General features: G+C 66.2%; 16 protein-coding genes. 5 read left to right on the forward strand and 11 right to left on the reverse strand.

From position 1 onward, the window contains the following. Window positions 1–44 precede the first annotated feature (44 nt). Window positions 45–1,301: an MFS transporter gene (locus IPM60_00990; protein ID MBK8906516.1), complete on the reverse strand. Its 1,257-nt coding sequence runs from the start codon at window positions 1,299–1,301 to the stop codon at window positions 45–47. A gap of 272 nt (window positions 1,302–1,573) precedes the next feature. Next, the gene (locus tag IPM60_00995) at window positions 1,574–2,395 is read right to left on the reverse strand and encodes a DUF599 domain-containing protein (protein MBK8906517.1); all 822 of its coding nucleotides are present in this window, start codon (window positions 2,393–2,395) and stop codon (window positions 1,574–1,576) included. 217 nt (window positions 2,396–2,612) lie between these two features. Here IPM60_00995 and IPM60_01000 point away from each other — a divergent pair, with 217 nt between their 5' ends. Together IPM60_01000 and IPM60_01005 are read left to right on the forward strand one after the other, a co-directional pair. After that, entirely contained in the window at window positions 2,613–4,463 is a 1,851-nt protein-coding gene (locus IPM60_01000) for a hypothetical protein (protein ID MBK8906518.1), read from the forward strand. Continuing rightward, entirely contained in the window at window positions 4,460–5,281 is an 822-nt protein-coding gene (locus IPM60_01005) for a trypsin-like serine protease (protein MBK8906519.1), read from the forward strand. Before IPM60_01000 ends, IPM60_01005 begins: the two co-directional genes overlap by 4 nt. On the opposite strand, the gene IPM60_01010 is transcribed toward IPM60_01005, so the two are convergent. Continuing rightward, window positions 5,242–5,772 (reverse strand): transglycosylase SLT domain-containing protein, encoded by a 531-nt coding sequence (locus tag IPM60_01010; protein ID MBK8906520.1) that lies wholly within the window; start codon window positions 5,770–5,772, stop codon window positions 5,242–5,244. The two genes, IPM60_01005 and IPM60_01010, sit on opposite strands and share 40 nt — an antisense overlap. Window positions 5,773–6,004: 232 nt before the next feature. Here IPM60_01010 and IPM60_01015 point away from each other — a divergent pair, with 232 nt between their 5' ends. Both IPM60_01015 and IPM60_01020 read left to right on the forward strand, forming a co-directional pair. Then, a complete protein-coding gene (locus IPM60_01015) occupies window positions 6,005–7,093 on the forward strand; it encodes an HD domain-containing protein (protein ID MBK8906521.1) in 1,089 nt (362 codons plus the stop codon). Between the two features lie 35 nt (window positions 7,094–7,128). Next, on the forward strand, window positions 7,129–8,217 hold the full coding sequence (locus IPM60_01020; GenBank protein ID MBK8906522.1) for an HD domain-containing protein: 1,089 nt from the start codon (window positions 7,129–7,131) through the stop codon (window positions 8,215–8,217). A 61-nt stretch (window positions 8,218–8,278) separates the two neighbouring features. Here IPM60_01020 and IPM60_01025 read toward each other — a convergent pair whose 3' ends face one another. Continuing rightward, window positions 8,279–10,120 carry a GMC family oxidoreductase gene (locus IPM60_01025; GenBank protein ID MBK8906523.1) on the reverse strand — a complete coding sequence of 614 codons (1,842 nt, stop codon included), beginning with the start codon at window positions 10,118–10,120 and terminating at the stop codon, window positions 8,279–8,281. A 418-nt stretch (window positions 10,121–10,538) separates the two neighbouring features. Between IPM60_01025 and IPM60_01030 the strand changes: the two genes are divergently transcribed. Then, window positions 10,539–14,309 (forward strand): hypothetical protein, encoded by a 3,771-nt coding sequence (locus IPM60_01030; protein MBK8906524.1) that lies wholly within the window; start codon window positions 10,539–10,541, stop codon window positions 14,307–14,309. A gap of 132 nt (window positions 14,310–14,441) precedes the next feature. Here the strand turns inward: IPM60_01030 and IPM60_01035 are convergent, their stop codons facing one another. The 7 genes from IPM60_01035 to IPM60_01065 all read right to left on the reverse strand — a co-directional run bounded on the left by IPM60_01035 (window position 14,442) and on the right by IPM60_01065 (window position 19,851). Beyond that, window positions 14,442–15,254: an LOG family protein gene (locus IPM60_01035; protein ID MBK8906525.1), complete on the reverse strand. Its 813-nt coding sequence runs from the start codon at window positions 15,252–15,254 to the stop codon at window positions 14,442–14,444. A gap of 46 nt (window positions 15,255–15,300) precedes the next feature. Beyond that, entirely contained in the window at window positions 15,301–15,960 is a 660-nt protein-coding gene (locus IPM60_01040) for an HAD family hydrolase (protein ID MBK8906526.1), read from the reverse strand. Window positions 15,961–15,968: 8 nt separating this feature from the next. After that, window positions 15,969–16,427 (reverse strand): molybdenum cofactor biosynthesis protein MoaE, encoded by a 459-nt coding sequence (locus IPM60_01045; GenBank protein MBK8906527.1) that lies wholly within the window; start codon window positions 16,425–16,427, stop codon window positions 15,969–15,971. A 31-nt stretch (window positions 16,428–16,458) separates the two neighbouring features. After that, complete coding sequence (moaD, locus tag IPM60_01050; protein ID MBK8906528.1) at window positions 16,459–16,710, reverse strand: molybdopterin converting factor subunit 1; 252 nt, start codon at window positions 16,708–16,710, stop codon at window positions 16,459–16,461. A gap of 33 nt (window positions 16,711–16,743) precedes the next feature. After that, on the reverse strand, window positions 16,744–17,364 hold the full coding sequence (pgsA, locus tag IPM60_01055) for a CDP-diacylglycerol--glycerol-3-phosphate 3-phosphatidyltransferase (protein MBK8906529.1): 621 nt from the start codon (window positions 17,362–17,364) through the stop codon (window positions 16,744–16,746). Between the two features lie 45 nt (window positions 17,365–17,409). Continuing rightward, the gene (uvrC, locus tag IPM60_01060) at window positions 17,410–19,326 is read right to left on the reverse strand and encodes an excinuclease ABC subunit UvrC (GenBank protein MBK8906530.1); all 1,917 of its coding nucleotides are present in this window, start codon (window positions 19,324–19,326) and stop codon (window positions 17,410–17,412) included. A gap of 108 nt (window positions 19,327–19,434) precedes the next feature. Then, the gene (locus IPM60_01065; protein MBK8906531.1) at window positions 19,435–19,851 is read right to left on the reverse strand and encodes a dihydroneopterin aldolase; all 417 of its coding nucleotides are present in this window, start codon (window positions 19,849–19,851) and stop codon (window positions 19,435–19,437) included. Window positions 19,852–19,895 lie beyond the last annotated feature (44 nt).

Below are 19,895 nucleotides of genomic sequence, written 5' to 3' on the forward strand. Positions count from 1 at the left end.
GGCGGTCGATCTTGCCGGGAACGTGCATCCGCCACAACCGCGGATCAAGCGAGACCGCCGCCGGCTCCCTTCTTGCGACGGGCGGAACCAAAGGTCAGCCCGCCCGCTATGGCAACGATCGCCAACAGCGCGAAGGCGCCGGTAAAATTGCCGCTCGCTCCGGAGGCGACGGCGAACGCCGACGGGCCGGCGAGAACGCCCGCAAAGGTGAACACCAGGGAGCCGCCGGTGGCGCTGCCGATGCGATCGCGCGGACTGACCCGCGCCACCTCGGCCAGGTAGACGCCATTCCAGCCGATCGCGGTGAAGCCGAAAACGACCACCACGCCGACGATCCAGGCAACGGACACGTCCGGGCTGAGTTGCGTCGTGGCGAGCGCCGCCAACGCGCTGACGCCGCTCATTCCGAGCAGCACCGCCGGGCCGTTGTCGACCCGGTCCGCGAGCCAGCCCCAGAAGACGCGGCCGACCGCTCCCGAGGCCTGCACGGCGCCGAGCAACGCCCCCGCCTGCACGAGACCGAAATCAAGGTCCTCGACCAGCAGCGCCACCAGGAACGACATCAAACAGAGTTGGACCGCGGAGAAGAAGAAGGCGGCGATGGAGAGCCGGCGCAGCGCCGGATCGGACCACACGAGGCGGAGGTCGGTCCACGGCGATCGCGTCAGCACCGTCGTCCGGTCGCGGTCCCCGTCCCAGCGCCGGCGCACGAACTGCAACGCTGCGAGGGCGACGAGGCTTAGCGCCGAACAGGCCGCGAAGGCCCACGGCCAGCCGTAGCCGACGGTGACCGTCGGCGCCATCAGCCCGGCGGCGATGCCGCCCAGCGGGACGCCGGTCTGCTTGATGGAATAGATCAGGTTGCGATTGCGGCTGGCGGCGAAGCGCTCGAGCAGGTGCGACGAGGCCGGGTTGGTGAGGCCGTAGCCGAAGCCGATCAGCACGGAGGCCAATGCCAGTGCCGGCAGCCAGGGGACGATGGCGAGGCCGGTGCCGGCGCCGCAGAGGGCGAGCGCGGCCTGGCTGACCCTGCACGCGCCGAACCGGCGCACGACGCTGCCGCCGACCATGGAGGTGGCCATGGCGCCGCCGTACACGACAGCGATCTGGTAGCCGATGGCGCCGGCGCCGACGCCGAGGTCGGCCGCGAGCGTCGGGGCGATGGCGGACGGCACCAGCGCGCACATGGTGACCAACGTCTGCACGCTCGTCGCCGCCCCCACCACCAGCGCCGGGCGTTCGGACGGATGACCAGGTGGATGCGGGTTCGGCTCCGGCTCGCTCGGCTCGCTCGTCTCCATCGGCGGCGTGTACGGCCGCGGCGGCCGGAAGCAAAGCGTTTATCCGCAGTGCGTGCGCGTTTCGGACGGATTTTGCCGGGTTTGTGGCGGCTTTAGACGGTTCTGATCGGCCGTTTCCGGGTCAAGTGATTGATTCCAATAACTATGTGTCCGATTCCACGCGCAAGAATGTATGCAAATGTACTCGGATGTACTCAATACCATAGTTGAACTTGGGGTCTTTCCCGCTCCGCGGTTGATACGGCTCCCGGCGCCGTCTGACCGCGCACCGCTTATGTTCTAGGAGCGTTCCTGTTCGCGTCAAGGGGTTGACGATCGTGGCCGGCTTGGAGGAACTCCACGTGACGGGCGATGTCGTGGGCGGTGCGGGAATAGAGCTGGCGGTAGCGCAGCACGACGGTCACCAGAGCCGCGCCCAACATCATGGCGGCCGGGTGAATGAACCAGCCGAGGGCAGCGAGAGCGAAATAGTAGGCGCGGACACCGGCGTTGAATTGCCAGAAGGCGTGGCTGAGCATGTCCGCCATGCGGCGCGCCAGATGCGGATCCAACGGCGCGCTCGGCTCCGGCGCGCTGCCGACGATGGCGGAGAAGTAGTTGAACTGGCGGATGGCCCAGGTGAACTTGAAGAATGCATAGACGAAAATGCCGACCAGAAGCAGGACCTTGATCTCGAACAGCGCCAAGGCGCCGGAGGTCAACAGCAGGGACATGTTGGCTGTCGCCGCATGCAGGCGCTCGGCGGAACTCAGGAGTCCGATCAGGCCGGCAAGCAGTATCAGGGTCGTGGATGCGAAGAAGGTCGCGGTGCGGATGGAGTGGCCGATCAGCGCGGCATCCATCATGCGCTGTTCGCGGGCCAGCATGCGCCACATCCAACCTTCGCGCACGGCGATCATCAGGCTGTTGATGCTGCGGGGATGGCGGAAGCGCCCGTCGAGCAAGATATTGTAGATGATCCACACGCCGAAGAAGACGCACGCCGCGACCGCATCCATCAGCGGGACGGCCGCCAACGCGGTGTCACCAAAGCGATCCATGGCGAAACGATAGTCGCCCCTAAACGCGTGAAGCCGAAAGCCTGGAAGATCCATGTGCTGCGCCCTTCCAGACTGATGGATAACGGTCAGAATGTCTCGCCACTTTTGAACGTGTTGCGGCACGATACGCCGGGGGTGGACGACAACGACGGACGACGCAGGCAGACGTCTCATAACCCGAACAAGGTGGCTTAACCGGGTGCGATCGCGTATCGTTTCCAGTTCGCGTTCAACAGAGGACAAGCGGTAGTGAATGCGCGGGAGGGATGCCATGGGCGACGAAGCGGGCACGCGGCCGACGTTCGAGATCGGGCTGGTGATGGCGGGTGCGGTTTCGGCAGGCGCGTATACGGCCGGCGTCATCGATTTCATATTGGAGGCGCTGGACGCGATCGAGGACGTGCGCAACGGCGTCGATACATCGTACCTGAATACCGGCTTGGCGGGCGAGACGCCGCTGTTCGATCCGCCGCACCGGGTGCTCATCCGCGCCATGTCCGGCACGTCGGCGGGCGCCATGGTGACCGGCATGACCGCGGCGATGCTTGGCACCCGCGTGCCGCCGGTGGCCTCCGTGGATGCCCCGCGCACGCCGCAGCAACGCACCGGCAACCCGCTCTACGACAGCTGGGTGCAGCGCATCCATGCCGACGTCCTGCTCGGGACCGGCGACCTCGGGCCGGATCGGCCGATCGTCTCGCTGCTCAACTCCGACGAGTTGGGGCACATCGCGCGGGACGCGCTTGCCGTCTCGCAGCGAAACGATGCGCGACGCTCGTACATCGCCGACCGGCTGCCGATATATCTCTGTGTCGGCAACCTGCGCGGCGTGCGATACTCCCTCGCCCTGCACTCCGGCGATGTCGCGCGGGAGCATCAGATGTCGATGCACGCCGACAACGTGGGCTTCGTGTTCGGCCCCGAGGGGACGAGGAAGGACGGAATGGTCCCGCTCACCCCGGCCGGCACGCCTGAGAATTGGTCGGCGCTCGGCGATGCGGCTTTGGCGAGCGGCGCCTTCCCGATCGGGCTGGCGGCGCGGGCCCTGGAGCGGGATTTCGGAGCCTATTGCGATCGGCCGTGGTTCATTCCCTCGGCAGAGCAGCCGCCGGTGCGGAGACTGGCGAACGGCCAACCTGCGGAGCCGCCGGACTCGCCGGAGTCATGGAGGAGCCGCTCCGGCGAGTTTGTTCGCATCCCGCCGCTCGATCATCGCGAAGACTTTCCCGACGGCCGCTACGCATTCGCCAACGTCGACGGTGGCGTGTTCAACAACGAGCCGCTGGAGCTGTGTCGTCTGGCGCTGGCCGAGGAGGACGGTCGCAATCCTCGCGGCCGCACCGAGGCAAGCCGAGCAGTGCTGATGATCGATCCGTTCCCCAACCTTTTCGAGTTGGTTCGCGACTATGATCCGGGAGAGGAGATCGCCCTCGTCAACGTCGCCAAGCGCCTGCTCGGCGCCTTCGTCTCGCAGGCGCGATTCAAGGCGGACGAATTGGCGCTGGCCCGTGACGACACCGTGTTCAGCCGGTTCGCGATCTTCCCGGTCCGCTACGCCAGCCTGGACGCGGCGGAACCGGCGACCTATGCACTCGCTTGCGGCGCATTGGGCGGCTTCGGCGGGTTTCTGTCGCGGGAGTTCCGTCAACACGACTACATGCTGGGCCGGCGCAACTGCCAGAGGTTCCTTCGCAAGCATTTCGTGCTGCCGGCCGATCCGGACAACGGCGTCGTCAATCCGATTGTCGCCGGCTGGCCGAACGACGCCAACCGCGCCGCTTGCGCGGTCGTCAAGGAGATGGCAGTCGACGGCGAATACCGCCCGGTGGTCCACCTGCCGGTGATCCCGTTGCTCGGCAAGCTGGCGAGCGAGGCGTACACGCGCATGCCGCCGTGGCCGGCGCGCCCCGGCGACCTCAGCGTCGGGCGGCTTCGCGAAGCGGTGCTCGGCCGCGGCGACGCGTTGAAGCGGTGCATGGTCAGCAAGTCCGCCCCGTCGTGGATGTTTCGCCAGGGGATCAATTATTTCTGGTGGCGCAAGCGCAAGCAGTGGGTCGACCGCTTCGTCATCGAGCCCATCGTTGCGGACCTCCGGAAACGCGGGATCACCCCGGCCGCGTGACCACGGCTCGCTCATGGACGGCGGCGCTCGCGTTGTTGATGCTGGCCGGGTCGCCCGCGCTCGGCGGCGAGCGCATCAGCATCGCCGGCGGCGAGCGCATCGGCATCATCGGCGACGATGACCGGGCTATCCTGGACAGCGCAGAGTGGCCTTGGAGCGCCGTCGGCCGGGTCAACCGGACCTGGGGCGGCTATTGCACCGGAACGCTCGTCGCTGCCGAGGTGGTGCTGACCGCCGCCCACTGCATCTTCGACGCGCGCACCCGGCGGTGGATCAAGCCGGAGGAACTGCACTTCCTCGCGGGCTATCGCCGCGGCGGATACCTGTTCCACGCCACCGTCAGGCGCGTCGTGGCGCCCCTGACCCCGCCGCCTCGCCAGGGCGGCGTCGCCGGCAATGACTGGCCTGCCGATGATTGGGCCCTGCTCGTCCTGGGGGAGGCCGCGACGGTCGCGCCGATCCCCGTCAAGGCGCTCGACGACGGCGAGGCGGCCGGCGACGGCGAACTGCACGTGATGCGCGCCGGATACGGCCAGGATCGGCCGCATCTCCTGTCCCTCCATGACGACTGCAGGATTACGGGGCGGTTGGCGGCGGGCCGGGTGCTGAAACACGGCTGCGACGCGTTGCAGGGAGATTCCGGCTCGCCGCTGCTGGTGAGGTCCGGGGACGGGGTATTCGTGATCGGCGTCACCAGCGGCGTTGCCCGCATCGGCACGGTGCAGCAGGGTATGGCGGTGGGCGCAGCGGCGTTCCTCGCCGCGCTGCGGGCTCTGGATCAGCCGGACGAGGCCGGCGATGGCCGTCCCCGCAACTGAGACCACACCTTCATCACCCGGATCCGGTACTGCCGGTTCATGTGGAATTTGCCGTTGTGATAGAGCGACACGGCGGAGGGCCATGAGCCGGCCTGGCGAAACAGCGCACGCAGGTGACGGGCGGCATAACCGGCATTGGCGGCCGGATCGAAGGCCGCGTCGAGATCCGCGAAGGCGCGCGGATGGTAGTGCATGTTGACCTGCATGCAGCCGACGTCGATGTTGCGCACATCGCGCTCGCGAAGCTCCTGCACCGCACTGACGGCATCCGCCTTGCTGGCGAGGAACCGCCCCCTGCCCTCCGCGGTGATCGTCCACGGCCATGGGACGGTGCCGCTCGCTTCGCTGGGACGGCCGGACTCGACCAGGGCGATGGCAGCGAGGAGGTGGCGCGGCAGTCTTTCCGCCTGCTCGGCCGCGGAGATCGCCTGCCGGCAGACGCGCCACGGATCGGCCGGCGCCGGCGCAGCCTGCACCGATGCGGCAGCCACCCCCAAGGCGCCAACAATAGATATGTTTCTTAGCAGTGGCTTACCTGTCATGCGCCTTCCGATCCGACCAATGATCGCGGCGGCGATTCTAGCATCTTCGTTGCGATGCACCTACGCGTTTACCCTCCGTTAGGGCGACGCGAAGACAATCAGCTCGTGTCGCCACGCCACCCGGTTCTGCGGTGGATGGCGGGCGAATGCTGTCTCGGATCAATCGGAATGCCAGGGGGCTATGGAAAACCAGTCCATACTAATTGCGTGCCGGGACAGAGAGCCGCTGAAGAACATTATCAAGGCGATCGCTCTCAACCACAAGGTGACCCTTCATCAGGATGGCGCCGCGGCACTGGAGTCGATCCTGCTCGACATGCCGCGCATCGCGCTCATCGATATCGACCTGCCCGGCATGAACGCCACAGAGCTCGCGAGGCGGGTCCACCGCTCGATGTCGCACAGTTTGCCCACCCTGGTGCTGTTCGGCCGCAAGGGCGACGTGCGGCTGTCCGCGATGATCACCCATGGGTTCGCGCAGGGGTTCATCGAGCTGCCGTCATCGGACGGCGCGTTTCTCGAGCGCTTCTGGAACATTGTCGACAGCCGGCTGCGCGCGAGCTGGGCCGGGTTGAACGAGGTGCAGCGGGCGCTGCTCGAAGCGGGTTCCGAGTGCGTGGACATGATGGCCCGGACCGCTGCTGCCGATGAGCCGGTCGACGCGGATCTGGTCAACACATTCTGCAGTTCGGTCGTGGCGGCGGGCCGATCCGACAACCTTCTCGGCCTGCTCGGAACGCTGCGGGCGCACCTTGACGTCGCCTTCACCCACTGCCTGAAGGTCAGCGCCACGATGACCGTGTTCGGCCTCGGGCTCGGTCTCCGCGAGACGGATCTGGTTGATTTGGCCCAGTCTGGGCTTCTGCACGATATCGGCAAGATCACCATATCCCCGGATCTCCTGCTCAAGCCAACGCCGCTGGCGGACCAGGAACGGCGCATCTTCGAGGCGCACCCGAGGGCGTCGGTCGACGTTTTGCGGCGCAGCGAGGACTTCGACGAAACTGTCATCCGGATCGCCGAAAACCATCATGAACGCCTTGACGGCAGCGGCTATCCGCGCGCATTGAAGGGCGGCCAGATCGACGACCCCAGCCTGCTCGCGGCCATCGCTGATCGCTTCGCGACGCTAACCGAAGGCGGTCCGATGCAGCGGCGGATGACCGCGGAAGAGGCGGTCGCGGCCATGAAGCAGGAGGCGAAAGGAGGACTTGAACCGCATTTCTTCATGAAGTTCGCGGAGATGGTTGGCGACGGCCTGATCCTTTAACCCGACGGCAGCAACGAACCTACGCAAGCGCTCACATGACCAGGCCGCTCGTGTTCGCGGCTCGAGACACGGACCGCTACCGATCCATCGTGGCGTCGTTGACGGTCGACCACGCCAAGGTCGTCGTCATGGATGACGGCTTCAAGTGCCTGGACGCGATCGTCTTGCAACCGCCGCACGCCGTGCTGGTGGACATCGAAATTCCGGGAATGCCGGTGTTCGAACTGCTGACCCGCATCCGCCATTCCGGCGGCGAGCCCCGCCCGGTGGTCGTCGTGTTCGGTCGGCAGGACGAGCCGCGGCTACGGACGGTTGCGTCGCAAGGCCTGGCGGACGGGTTCATCGCGCTGCCATGCCGCGACGCGGCGTTCATGGCCAGATTTGCGGACGTGCTCGACGCGCGCGCGGAAGCCGCAAACACACGGCTCAACACCATCCAGCGCTCGCTGCTCAAGCTCGGCCGGCAATGCACGCACGACATGAGGCGGGCATTCGAAGCCGAGGAGCCGATAAACTCAACCACCGTCGACGCGTTCTGCCAAAGCCTTGTCGCGGCGGCCCGCTCCGAAGAGCTGGTCAGCACCTTCGACGCGCTGAGGGCACACCACAGTCACTCGTTCGTCCACGTGCTCCGCGTGGCGAGCGCGATGACCGTGTTCGGACACCATGCCGGCATGCGCGATGGCGACCTGATGCGGCTCGCTCAGGCGGGGTTCCTCCACGACGTCGGCAAGCTGTGCATGTCCCACGCCATTCTGAGCAAGCCGGGGCCGCTCACGGAGGACGAATGGGTGCTGGTGAAGGAGCACCCCGCAGTTTCGGTGGACATCCTGTCCCGCGGCAACGGCTTCAGCAAGGACACCATCGACGCCGCCCACAATCATCACGAGCGGATCGACGGAACCGGCTATCCGCGCGGCCTGAAGGGCGGCCAGATCGACGACCTGAGCCTGGTGTGCGCGGTGGCCGACGTGTTTTCCGCATTGACGGAGAAGCGCTCCTACAAGCCGCGGCTGTCCCACGCCGAGGCGCTGGTGATCATGCGGACGATGACCGGCCATCACCTGGAGCCATCGTTCTTCGCCCGCTTCGAAGAGATCGTCCACGCCGGCCTGATCGTCTGACGTCGGTCGAGGTGCAAAGGGTCGTAGCGCTCTCCTCCGCGGATTGGCCCCTTGTCCCATGCTAGGCGATCGCCCGGATGTGGCGGGCGAGGCGGAGGGCCAGGGCCGCCAGGGTGAGGGTCGGATTGGCGGCCGGTGACGACGGGAACACCGACAGGTCGCAAACGAACAGGTTGGCATAGCCGAGCATCTTGAGGTCCGGGTCGACGACGCCGTCCTGGTACTGGGCGCCGGGGTTGGTGCCCAAGCGCAAGGTCCCCACCTCGTGGGCGACCCCGCCTAGGCCCCCGCGGTCGGGGATCAGATCGCCGCCGGCGAGGGGCTGAGCCCCCACTTCCGCAAAGACCCGGTTCTGCACGGCGAGGATCTCGTTCCACTCCTCCACCGTTATCGGCACCTCGTCCATGGTCACCACCGGCTTGGCATACGCCGGGCCGGCGTGAACGAGGGCGTGGGTGTCGCTCAACGCCGCGTTGAACAGGAACACGATCTCGCAGAGCATGGTGTTGCCCTTGGCGGCAAGATGGGCGTTGAGGATGTCCGGATCGACGAACCGTCCCTGGTTGAAGTCGGCGCCGAGTTCGAGAATGACGTTGTAGCGGTGGAGGTTCTCGAACGGCGGCGCGCCGTTGCCGCCGCCCGGCAGAAACCCCGCCGCCTGGTGGCGGAACATGATCTTCGCGGCGGCGTTCAGGTCAAAGTAGGCGGACGAGGGGCCAATGGCAAAATGGGTGAAGAAGATCGGGTGGTCGGTGATCCCCTTGCCGATCTTGCCGTTGGGGTCGGCGAGATTGCTGAGCTGGGCGAGCTTGCCGCTTTCCACCGTGCCGGCCGCCAGCACCACGAACCGCGCCTTGTACGTCCGCACCTTGTCGCTGATCAGGTCGTAGGCGACCACCGATTTGGCCTCGCCGGCCTCGGTCTCGATGCTGGTGACCGCGTGGTTGAGATTGATGGTGAGCTTGTCGGCACCAACCGGGCCGCCGGTCAATCGGGATTCCATGAGCAGGTCGGCGGTCGAGAACACGCCGCCGGGGACCGTTCGCCGCTCCGCATTGGTGTGCTGGATGGCCATCGGCGCGGTGCGCACCACGTACTCCGGAAGCGCGCCGGCGATGCCGCCGAGTACCTGGTTCTGATAGGACGAATCGAGCGTCGCCTTGCTGAGGAGTTGTTCGCCGAGGTCGTAGGCGAAGTTCTCCAGATCCCAGCGCACCTGGGTCGGCCACGAGTCCAGTTCCCACCACGTCATCCTCGGCATGAACGCGCCCCAGAACAGGCTGCGGCCGCCGAGGTTGAACCCCTGGCCGCCTCCGTACTTGGAGCCGGGCGCGTTGACGTAGTTGGTGATCTTGAACTCGTCCCACAGGTGCCAGATGTTCTTGTCGACCTGGGCCTGCAACACGTGCTGACGCGGCAGGTTGCCGACGTGGGTTGGAAACAGGTAGCTGCCGGCCTCCAGGACCAGGACGTCGAGGCCAAAGTCCGAAAGCTGGTCGGCGAGGATACCGCCGCCGATGCCGGAGCCGACGACGATCACGTCGTAGAGCTTGTTCTCGTCGAGGTTGGGCACGAAGAACAGCTGCTGGACGCGGCCGTTCTCCTTGAGCACCTCGGTGATCACTTCGTTGACCGGTGGAAACGTGACCTGGGCCGCGTCGTACTCGTAGGTCTGGCCGTCCGCCGGCGCCAGCTGGAGATTACCGGAGGTCGACCAGTATTGCTCCTCCAGGATGAACTTGAACTCGAAACCGCCGGCGTAGCGGTCGGTGGGCAGCACGAAGTTCCAGGCGTCGTTCTCGTACTCGCCCGGCACGTCCTCGTTCCAGCCGTCGATGCTGTTGCGGAGCGTGATCTGCAGATCGGGGCGATAGGTGACGGTCTTGAACCGAATCGTGAACATCTGACGTTCCCTTCTCTGGCCCTCCTCCGGGCCGTTGTGTGCCGCGGCGCGACCGGCGCGACGCCTTGGGTACCGCCGCTGATCTTGAGGGTAAAGTTTATGTTGGCTATGCTCTGTGAAGAGGATCATAGCGAAAGCGATCAAGACGGCGACGCCGACATGAAGAACGAAACGCACCTCACATTCGCAGAACGTCGCCACCCATGCGGGGGTATGCGCGGGTGGAGTGCGGTGTTAGAAGCAGATTCTGGTTCCTTATCGAAGTAAATGAAACATGCTGTGATGGACGATCCGGCGTGCAGGGGATGCTTGCATACCGCCGTTCGGACATCACTCAACATGCCCGCTATTGGCACCATCACATCGGCTGATGAAGTCGGTCCGGCTTCAGCCCAAAGCAGAACGGGAGAAGGAAGAGATGGCGACTGCGACTCTTTCACAATTGGACGAAGGCACCACGTTGAATGTTGGCCCGCTGGTGCTGTCGAGCTTTACGATCGACAGCACCAGCGGTGGTGTTGATTTTGACACGTCGTCGCTCACGACCTTAGGAGATGACCCAAGTACGCCGGCGTTCGATCCCGGATATGCATTTCTGGCGGATCCGCGGCTGACCGCGACAGATACCCCGCTGGATCTGAGAATCCAGTACGACCTGAGGAGCAACAACGGCCCGGTCATCGAAGGCGCGTCGATGGAACTCGATTCGTTCGGGTTCACGTCGCCGGATGCCGGGGGCAGCATCGCTGTCGACCTGCGCCAAGCGAGCCAGTCGCCGTTTCTGAACCTGAGAGTCGAGAACACGCCGAGTGGCGTCAAGAACTCCAGTGGTTCCGCCGATCTTCCGGGCAATCCGCTCGACGCGACCGACATCACCCAGAACATCACCCTGACGCCATCGGCGGAGGCGGACCCCAACCTCGCCCGCTTCGAGACCAGATTCATCCTCACCGGCAATTTCGTGGTGGTGACCGGCACGGAAGGCGACGATGTCATCGGCGTCGGCCGCACCAGTTCTTCGTCCGGCATTTCTCCGCGGAGCGGCGCCACCAACAACGGCGACCAGATCGTCGCCAGGGGCGGTGCGGATTTCATTCGCGCCGGCGGTGGCGACGACACCATCGACGGCGGGGCCGGCAATGACGACATTTCCGGGGGACCCGGCGACGACACGTATGTCTTCGCCGGCGCCTACGGCAACGACACGATCACCGAGTCGGACCGCGGCCAAAGCGACGTGGTCCAGTTCGGGGCAGGCATCAGCAGCGACCAGGTGCAATTCTTCCGCGCCGCCGCGAGCGATGTCCTGGACGTTCGTGGTCCCGGCGGCAACGGCATCACCATCGCCAATCAGTACGACGAAGCGCGGGGAACCCCGGTTGCGGGGGTCGAAACCATCCAGTTCGCGGACGGCGCCGAGATCGACCTGACCTCCCAGGGCCTCACCTTCACCGGCACCAACGGCGCCGACCAGATGGGCGGGACGGCGTTCGACGACACGCTGCTCGGCCTCAACGACGCGGACGTGCTGAACGGGCTGGCGGGCAACGACACTCTCGACGGCGGGACCGGCAATGATCGCCTCAGCGGCGGCGCCGGTAACGACACGTATGTCTTCTCGGGCGCGTTCGGCAAGGACAGCATTGAAGAAGCGGCCAGCGGCGGTACCGACGTGATCAGCTTTGGAGCCGGCATTAGCGCCACCCAGGTTCGCTTCGTGGCGTCGGGCAGCCAGCTCGATCTCATCGTCGGCGCCAACACCATCAGCATCGACGGCCAGTACAACGAAACCACCGGCGCGCCGGTGCCCGTCGTGGAACGGCTCGACTTCGCCAATGGCGACAGCGTCAACCTCGCGGGTGGCTTGACCTTCACCGGGGCCAATACCGCCGACGTCATCTCCGGAACCAGCGGCAGCGATCAGCTGATCGGCCTCGGCGGCGACGATACGCTGTCCGGCCGCGGTGGTGACGACCGGCTGGACGGGGGCGCCGGCAACGACAGTCTGAGTGGCGGCGCAGGCGACGATGTCTACTCCTTTGCTGGCGCTTTCGGCCAGGACGTCATCGACGAGGCGGCTGATGGCGGCGAGGACGTCATCCAGTTCGGCCAGGGGATCTCGGCCAGTCAAGTGCGCTTCACCGCCTCGGAGGGGCGGCTAGACGTCATCGTCGGCGCCAACACCATCAGCATCGACGGCCAATACAACCCCGCGACCGGCGCGCCGGTGCCGGTGATCGAGCGCATCGAATTCGCCAGCGGCGACCCGATCAACCTCGGCGGCGGCATGACCTTCACCGGCGCTAACGCCGCCGACGCCATCACGGGCACCAGCCTGAACGACACGCTGGTCGGGCTCAACGGCGACGATACCCTCTCGGGCCTCGCCGGGGACGACAGCCTGGATGGCGGGGCCGGAAACGACTCGCTGGACGGCGGCGTTGGCGACGATGTGCTGAACGGCGGCGCCGGCAACGATGCCCTCGTCGGCGGCGTCGGCAACGACGTCTACGAGTTCGCCCCCAACTTTGGCAACGACGCCATCACGGAAGCCGCCGGCGGCGGCCAGGACGTGATCCGCTTCGACGAGACCGTGCGGGTGGATCAGGTTCAGTTCTTCCGGGCCGACGCCAGCGAACTGCTTACCATCCGGGCCGGCGCCGCCCACTCCATCACCGTCGCCGGACAGTTCGACGGCGCCGACGGCTCGCCTGCGGCCGGGGTTGAAAGCATCCGCTTCACCGCGGAAGGCGCGTCGCCGATCGATCTGACGAGCCAGGGGCTGACCTTTACCGGCACCAACGCTGCCGACCAGATGGGCGGCACCGCCTTCGCGGATACATTGCTTGGTCTCAGCGGAGACGATCTGTTGAGGGGTCTCGCTGGCGACGACGTTCTCGAAGGGGGCGCTGGCAACGACAGCCTCATCGGCGGTTCCGGCAACGACACCTATCTGTTTTCCGGCAATTTCGGAAAGGATGTGATCGAAGAGACGGGCGGCGGTGGCGGCGGGGACATCATTCAGTTCGGCGCCGGCATCACCGCAACGCAGGTGCGGTTCGTTGCCGCCGGAAGCCAGCTCGACGTGATCGTTGGAGCCAACACCATCAGCGTCGACGGGCAGTACAACCCGACCACCGGCGAACCGGTACCGGTAGTCGAACGGATCCAGTTCGCGGACGGCAATTCGATCAATCTCTCCGAAGGCTTGACATTCACCGGCGCCAATGCCGCCGACACCATCTCGGGCAGCAGTAAGAACGACGTGCTGCTGGGGCTGGGCGGCGACGATGTCCTCTTCGGGCTGGTCGGCAACGACGTATTGGAAGGCGGCGCGGGCAACGACAGCCTCGCCGGTGGCGCCGGCGACGACGCCTACGACTTCGCCGGCAGGTTCGGCAACGACACCATCGACGAGACGAGCGGCGGCGGGACCGACGTCATCCGGTTCGGCGACGGGATCACCGCCGAACAGGTAACGTTCTCCAATGTTGAAGGCCAGTTGACGATCAACGTGGCCGGCGCCGGCTCCGTCGTCGTTGTCAACCAGTACAATCCAGCCACCGGTCAGGCTGTTCCGCAAGTCGAGAGCATCCAGTTTGCCTCGGGCGATGAAATCGACCTCGCGGGTGGCCTGACGTTCACCGGCACGGCCGGCGCGGATTCTGTCGGCGGGACGAATAATAGCGACGTTCTGCTCGGGCTCGGCGGTGATGACGCCATCAGGGGCCTAGCCGGAAGCGACATCACCTCCGGTGGTCAAGGCAACGACACCCTCATCGGCGAGGCCGGCGACGATCTGCTGCTCGGCGGCGCCGGCAATGACGTGCTGATCGGCGGCCTCGGCGATGACACGTTCGCCGGCGGAGCGGGCGACGACGTCTACTCCGACGGGCCGGCCCAAAACGACAGCAACGTCTATGTCGTCCAGTCGGCAAGCGGCCGTGAGTTGATCCTTGATTTCGATGCGGGACGGGACAAGATCGGCCTGGTCGACGGCGACCTCACGTTCGCCGATCTCGCCATCGCGACCGTCGGTGGCGCAACCTCACAGTCGGCATTCACCACCATCGCGGTCGCCGACACGGGAACGGTGCTGGCGTCGATCAGCGGCATCACCGCGGGCGATCTGGACGAAGACAGCTTCACCCTGGTGCAGCTCGACAGTCTCCGTCCCGATCTCTGGTAGAGATCAGGAAACCAGAGCGGCTATCCGGCAATAGAGTATTGCTTCCAGGAGCCCCTCCCCCTCCCGCTCAAGCGGGCCCCCCTCTCCCGCATGGGGGAGGGGGTGGGGGTGAGGGACCTTTGGGGCGGCGAATTATAAGCCGCCGCCGGGGGTCGGCAGGGCGACCCGCATCAACTCATGCACGATGATGTCGAAGGCCTCGTCGACGGAATCGACCGTGTGGAACAAGCGGAGGTCATCCGCATCGATGGTGCCGAAACGCACCATGGCGTCAAGGTTGAGCACCGCATCCCAGAACTCGCGGCCATAGAGGACGATTGGAAGTTTCTTCCGTAGCTTGCCGGTCTGCACCATGGTCATCAGCTCGAAGAACTCGTCGAGGGTGCCGAAACCACCCGGGAACGCCACCAGGGCCTTGGCCAGGTAGACGAACCAGTATTTCCGCATGAAGAAATAGTGGAACTCGAACGCAAGCTGGCTCGTGATGTATGCGTTGCCGCATTCTTCGTGGGGCAGCGAGACTCCGAGGCCGACGTTGAGCCCGTGTGCCTCGGAAGCGCCGCGGTTGGCGGCCTCCATGATGCCGGGGCCGCCGCCGGTGCACACCACGAACCGTTGGCGCTCCTGATCGAGGCGCTTCGACCACTCGGTCAGGCGGCGGGCAAGGGTCCGGCAGTCCTCGTAGTACCGGGACATGGCAAGGCGTTGCTCCGCCGCGGCCACATCGCCTCTGTTGCGTCGTACGTCTTCCAACTCTGCAAGCGCCAATTCGCGGGAGCGCAACCGCGCGGATCCCCAAAAGACGATGGTGTCGGAGATGCGGAGCGCCTCGAAGCGCGCCGCCGGATGGAGGTACTCGGCAAGAATGCGCAACACCCGGGCGTCGCGGCTGGCGAGGAATTCGTGGTTGAGGTAGGACTTTCCGGGCGTGTCTCCGGCGTTCATTCCGATGTCTCCGATGGCACGATGGCTTGAAAGGAAGAGGCCGCGGCTACGGCATCAATTCGGTCAGATCGGCGATCGCCGGAGTGTCGGGCGGGAACGGATTTTGGCCGCCCGGCGGCACGCGGCCGATGAAGCGCAACTCGGTCGCGCAGGCTGCCTTGTAGTCGGTGAGCGAGTCGCCGACGAACAGCACGCGCGAGGGCTCGAATGCGTGCTCGTCCAGAAGGTCGCGAATGATCGGCACCTTGCTCGGCGGGGAGCCGTGGACCGCGACGAAGTAACCCTCCATGCCGCGACGCCGGACGATGCGCTGCAGTTCCTGCTCCGGCGTTCCCGAGATTACGAACAGCGGCAGCCGGTGCCGGTTGGCGTCGAGCCAGTCACGGGCCCCCGCGACCCACGCGGCATCGACCACTGCGTCTTCGACGAGCGCGGAAAACCGGCGCGCCAGTGCCTCCAATTGATCCTCGCTGAGGCGCTGGCCAAGAAACATCTTGTGGTAGTAGCGGATCTTCTTGCGGCGCGAAACGCCGGCGTGGACGGTGTGATGGGCGACGACGGCGTCGACCACCGCTGCACCGTGCTCCTTGTACATCTGGATGAAGGCGCGGGTCTTGATGTCGGCGGACTCCGCAAGGACGCCGTCAAAATCGAAGAACACCGCATCACAGGTTGCCGCAGTCGGCTCCGTCGCGCGGCGAGTCATCCGGCCCGTCAGTCCAAACCGGCGCGCCAGCGGGCGGCTGCGGCGTCGTCGGCGGCAAGGGCGTCGACCCAGCGCGCGCCGTCCGGACCCTCCTCCCGTTTCCAGAACGGCGCCCGCGTCTTGAGCCAGTCGATGAGGAAGCGGCAGGCACCGAACGCTGCGTCGCGGTGGGCCGATGCGGCGGCGACCAGAACGATGCGGTCGCCGGAGTGCAAGCGGCCGAAACGGTGAATGATGACTGTGTCGATGAGCGGCCAGCGTTCCCGCGCCTCCGTGTCGATGTCATGAAGTTGCCGCTCCGTCATCGCCGGATAGTGCTCGAGGGTCATGGAGGTGACCGGCGCGCCTCCCGCCATGTCGCGCACCAGACCGACAAAGGCGCAGACGCCGCCGACCGACGCATTATCGCGGGAAAGCCGCTCCAGTTCGGCACCCACATCGAAATCCTGTTGCTGAATGCGGATCATGGGCTCCGATCTTCGATCGAAGTGCGCGCCTTCATCCGCCGGTGACCGGCGGAAAGAACGCCACCTCGTCGCCCGGCTTGAGCGGGTGGTCGAACGCGACGTGCTCGTGGTTGACCGCAACACGCACCGCCCGGAGGTCGGCCAGCGCCGCGGCGGGTCTCCCTCCCCGCGCCTTCAACCAGGCGATCAGATCGGCCACATCGGCGATCTCATCCGGTGGCGCGACCTCTTCCTCGCCGACGCCCGCCTTTTCGCGCAGCCATGCAAAGTACAGGACCTTCAGCATCGTCTCTCGAACTCGCTCAAACGGTACCGCTCAGCGCACATCACTGGCCGGATCAACGCCTTTCAGCTTCGGCGGGCGCGCGCGGGGGTCTGCCGATCCCATGAGGCCGAGACCGGCGCGCAGGTAGTCGTAGCCGGTGATGATCGTCAACAGTGCCGCTCCCCACACACCGAACAGCCCGATATCGGTGAAGTCGATCGGACCCAGGGCAGGCCCATGGGGCCCCGTAAGCAGGAAGCCGATGGCGACCATTTGCAGCGTCGTTTTCCACTTCGACAGACGGGTGACCGGCATCGGCACGTTGAGTTCGGCCAGATACTCGCGCAAGCCGGACACCAGGATCTCGCGCCCGAGGATGACGGCGGCCGGCAGGACATGGGCGCCCGGCATGCGATCGATCCCCACCAGCATCAATAGAACCAGGCCGACCAGCAACTTGTCGGCGATGGGATCGAGGAAGCGGCCGAAGCTCGATTGCTGATCCCAGCTTCGCGCCAGGAACCCGTCCAGGAAGTCCGTGACGCAGGCATAGATGAACGCCAGAAGCGCCAGCCAGACGCTCAACCCGGTGTCCAGATAGAGCAGCACGCACACGACCGGCGTCGCCAGGACCCGTGAAATCGTCAACACATTGGGAAGATTGGGTTCCATGAACACGAGCACTTTCGGCGAGGAGCGCGCGCATCCGAGTCTATACTAACCTTCGGCGTGGAACCAATCATAGATCCGGTCGGCGATGGCGCGGCTGATCCCGTCCACCGCTTCGATGTCGGTGCGGCCGGCCCGCGCCACCGCAGTCGCCGATCCGAAGTGGTGGAGCAGCGCCTTCTTGCGGCGGGCGCCGATGCCGGGAATGGCGTCGAGGGACGAGGTCTTGAGCGCCCGGCTGCGCTTGTCGCGATGGCCGCCGATCGCGAACCGGTGCGCCTCGTCGCGGAGGCGCTGGAGAAAGTACAGCACCGGGTCGCTGGCCTCCAGCGTCAACGGCGGCCGGTCCGGCAGGAATATACGCTCCCGCCCCGCGTTGCGGTCCGGTCCCTTGGCGATGGCGGCCAGCGCGACGTCCTCGATGCCGAGATCGGCCAGCACCTGCCTGGCGACGTTGAGCTGACCGGCGCCTCCGTCGACGAGCACGAGCTGTGGCCACTGCCCGTGGTCACGGTCGGGATCGTCCTTCAGCGCCCGTGCGAAACGGCGGGTCAGCACCTCCCGCATCATCGCGTAATCGTCGCCGCCCGCCGGCGTCTCCGCGAAGCCGGCCGCCTTGATCGTCCACTTGCGATAGGCATTCTTCATCAGGCCCTCGGGGCCTGCGACGATCATCGCGCCGAGGGCGGCGCGGCCGCCAACATGGCTGTTGTCGTACACCTCGATGCGGTCTGGCGCCGTGTCCAGGTCGAGGACGGCGGCCAAGGCGTCGATCAACTGACGCTGGTTGGCGCTTTCCGCCATGCGACGGCTCAGCGCGGCGCGCGCGTTGTCGAGCGCGTGGTTGACCAGCGCCGCCTTGTCGCCGCGCTGCGGGCGGACGACCTGAACCCGATGCCCGGCATGGACGCACAGCGCCTCGGTGACCAGGTCGCGGTGCGGAAGGTCGTGGCTGACCAGAATCAGCGAGGGCACCGGCCGATCCTGGTAAAACTGCCCGAGGAACGCTTCGATGACCGCCTCCGTCCGCTGGTCATGGGCATGGTTCGGGTGATAGGCGCGGTTGCCGTTATTGCGCCCGGCGCGGAAGAAGAACGCCTGGATGCAGGTGCGCCCGCCGTCGCGGTGCGCCGCAAACACGTCGGCGTCGCCGATGCCGGCCAGATTGATGTCCTGGTGGGACTGGACTGCGGCGAGCGCCCGGATGCGGTCGCGATATCCGGCGGCGTCCTCGAATGCCAGCGCCTCGCTGGCCGCCTCCATGCGTTCGGCCAGTTCGTGTTGCACTTTCTGGCTGTCGCCGCGCAGGAACGCCCGCGCCTGCTCCACCAGATGCCCATAATCCGCCTCGCTGATCCGCCCGACGCACGGTGCCGAGCAGCGCTTTATCTGGTGCAGGAGGCACGGGCGGGTGCGCGCGGCGAACACGGAGTCCGAACAGATGCGCAGCAGAAACGCCCGCTGCAGCACCGCCAGCGTCTGGTTGACCGCGCCCGCCGAAGCGAACGGCCCGAAGTACTCGCCCCGGCGCGCCTTGGCGCCGCGGTGCTTGAGGATCTGGGGAAACGCGTGATCGGCGGTGACCAGGATGGACGGGAACGACTTGTCGTCACGCAGCAGGATGTTGTAGCGCGGCTTGAGGCGCTTGATCAGGTTGGCCTCGAGGAGCAGCGCTTCGGCCTCGGTGTGGGTGGTGACGATCTCCATCGCGGCGGTCTGCAACACCATGCGGCGGAGGCGGGATCCCAGCCGATGGGGTTGCCCGTACGCCGCGACCCGTTTCTTCAAATTGCGCGCCTTGCCGACGTAGAGCACGTCGCCGGCGCCGTCGATCATCCGGTAGACGCCCGGCGCCTCCGGCATCGTGCGCAGGTTTGCTTCGATCACCGCCGTGCCGAGGACGGGTGCGGAGGCGGACTCTCCTTGGGCGTCGACGGCCGGATCGGGCGTTACATCGGACGGCATGGCGGTCTCTGAAGCGCGTCGCGGCAGGCGCAATGACGAGGGGCGGCGGCGTTGCGGCGGCCGCAAGAAAGAGAGGTACTGCGTCGCGGCGACCGCAAGGACGAGAGTTTACTGAGTCGTGGTGGCCGCCAGGGGACCGGCCGCAAAGCGTTCGATCTCGACGCCGACGCTGGCGGCGTCCGCGAACACGTCGAGCTTCTCCACGCGCACCCGGGCGGAGCGTACCCGGCCGTCGCGCAGCACCAGGCGGGCAATGTCCTCGGCCAGCGTTTCCACAAGCTTGACGTGGCGACCGCCGACGATGGCGCGTACTCCATCGGCAATCCGTTCGTAACACACCACGTTGCCGAGCTCGTCGCCGATGTCGCCTTCGTCAACCACGGCCAGGTCGAGGTTGATGCGCACCCGCTGCGGCCGGACATGCTCGTGGCGATGCACCCCGATCGAGCAATGCAGCACGAAATCGCGGATGAAGACATGGCGGATGGCGTTCCGCGCATCGGCAATGTGCAGCGGGTGAACGATCCGTGCGGCCTCGGCCGTCACGGGCGGACCCACGGCGAGCGCAT

This window comes from Rhodospirillales bacterium, assembly GCA_016710335.1.
Classification (GTDB): domain Bacteria; phylum Pseudomonadota; class Alphaproteobacteria; order Rhodospirillales; family Defluviicoccaceae; genus JADJXQ01.

Coding starts and splice junctions, on each gene's coding strand:
- IPM60_01020 (MBK8906522.1), top strand. CDS start 7,129: ATGACCAGGCCGCTCGTGTTCGCGGCTCGAGACACGGACCGCTACCGA.
- IPM60_00995 (MBK8906517.1), bottom strand. CDS start 2,395: ATGGATCTTCCAGGCTTTCGGCTTCACGCGTTTAGGGGCGACTATCGT.
- IPM60_01015 (MBK8906521.1), top strand. CDS start 6,005: ATGGAAAACCAGTCCATACTAATTGCGTGCCGGGACAGAGAGCCGCTG.
- IPM60_01025 (MBK8906523.1), bottom strand. CDS start 10,120: ATGTTCACGATTCGGTTCAAGACCGTCACCTATCGCCCCGATCTGCAG.
- IPM60_01035 (MBK8906525.1), bottom strand. CDS start 15,254: ATGAACGCCGGAGACACGCCCGGAAAGTCCTACCTCAACCACGAATTC.
- pgsA (MBK8906529.1), bottom strand. CDS start 17,364: ATGGAACCCAATCTTCCCAATGTGTTGACGATTTCACGGGTCCTGGCG.
- IPM60_01030 (MBK8906524.1), top strand. CDS start 10,539: ATGGCGACTGCGACTCTTTCACAATTGGACGAAGGCACCACGTTGAAT.
- IPM60_01000 (MBK8906518.1), top strand. CDS start 2,613: ATGGGCGACGAAGCGGGCACGCGGCCGACGTTCGAGATCGGGCTGGTG.
- IPM60_01040 (MBK8906526.1), bottom strand. CDS start 15,960: ATGACTCGCCGCGCGACGGAGCCGACTGCGGCAACCTGTGATGCGGTG.
- IPM60_00990 (MBK8906516.1), bottom strand. CDS start 1,301: ATGGAGACGAGCGAGCCGAGCGAGCCGGAGCCGAACCCGCATCCACCT.
- IPM60_01045 (MBK8906527.1), bottom strand. CDS start 16,427: ATGATCCGCATTCAGCAACAGGATTTCGATGTGGGTGCCGAACTGGAG.
- uvrC (MBK8906530.1), bottom strand. CDS start 19,326: ATGCCGTCCGATGTAACGCCCGATCCGGCCGTCGACGCCCAAGGAGAG.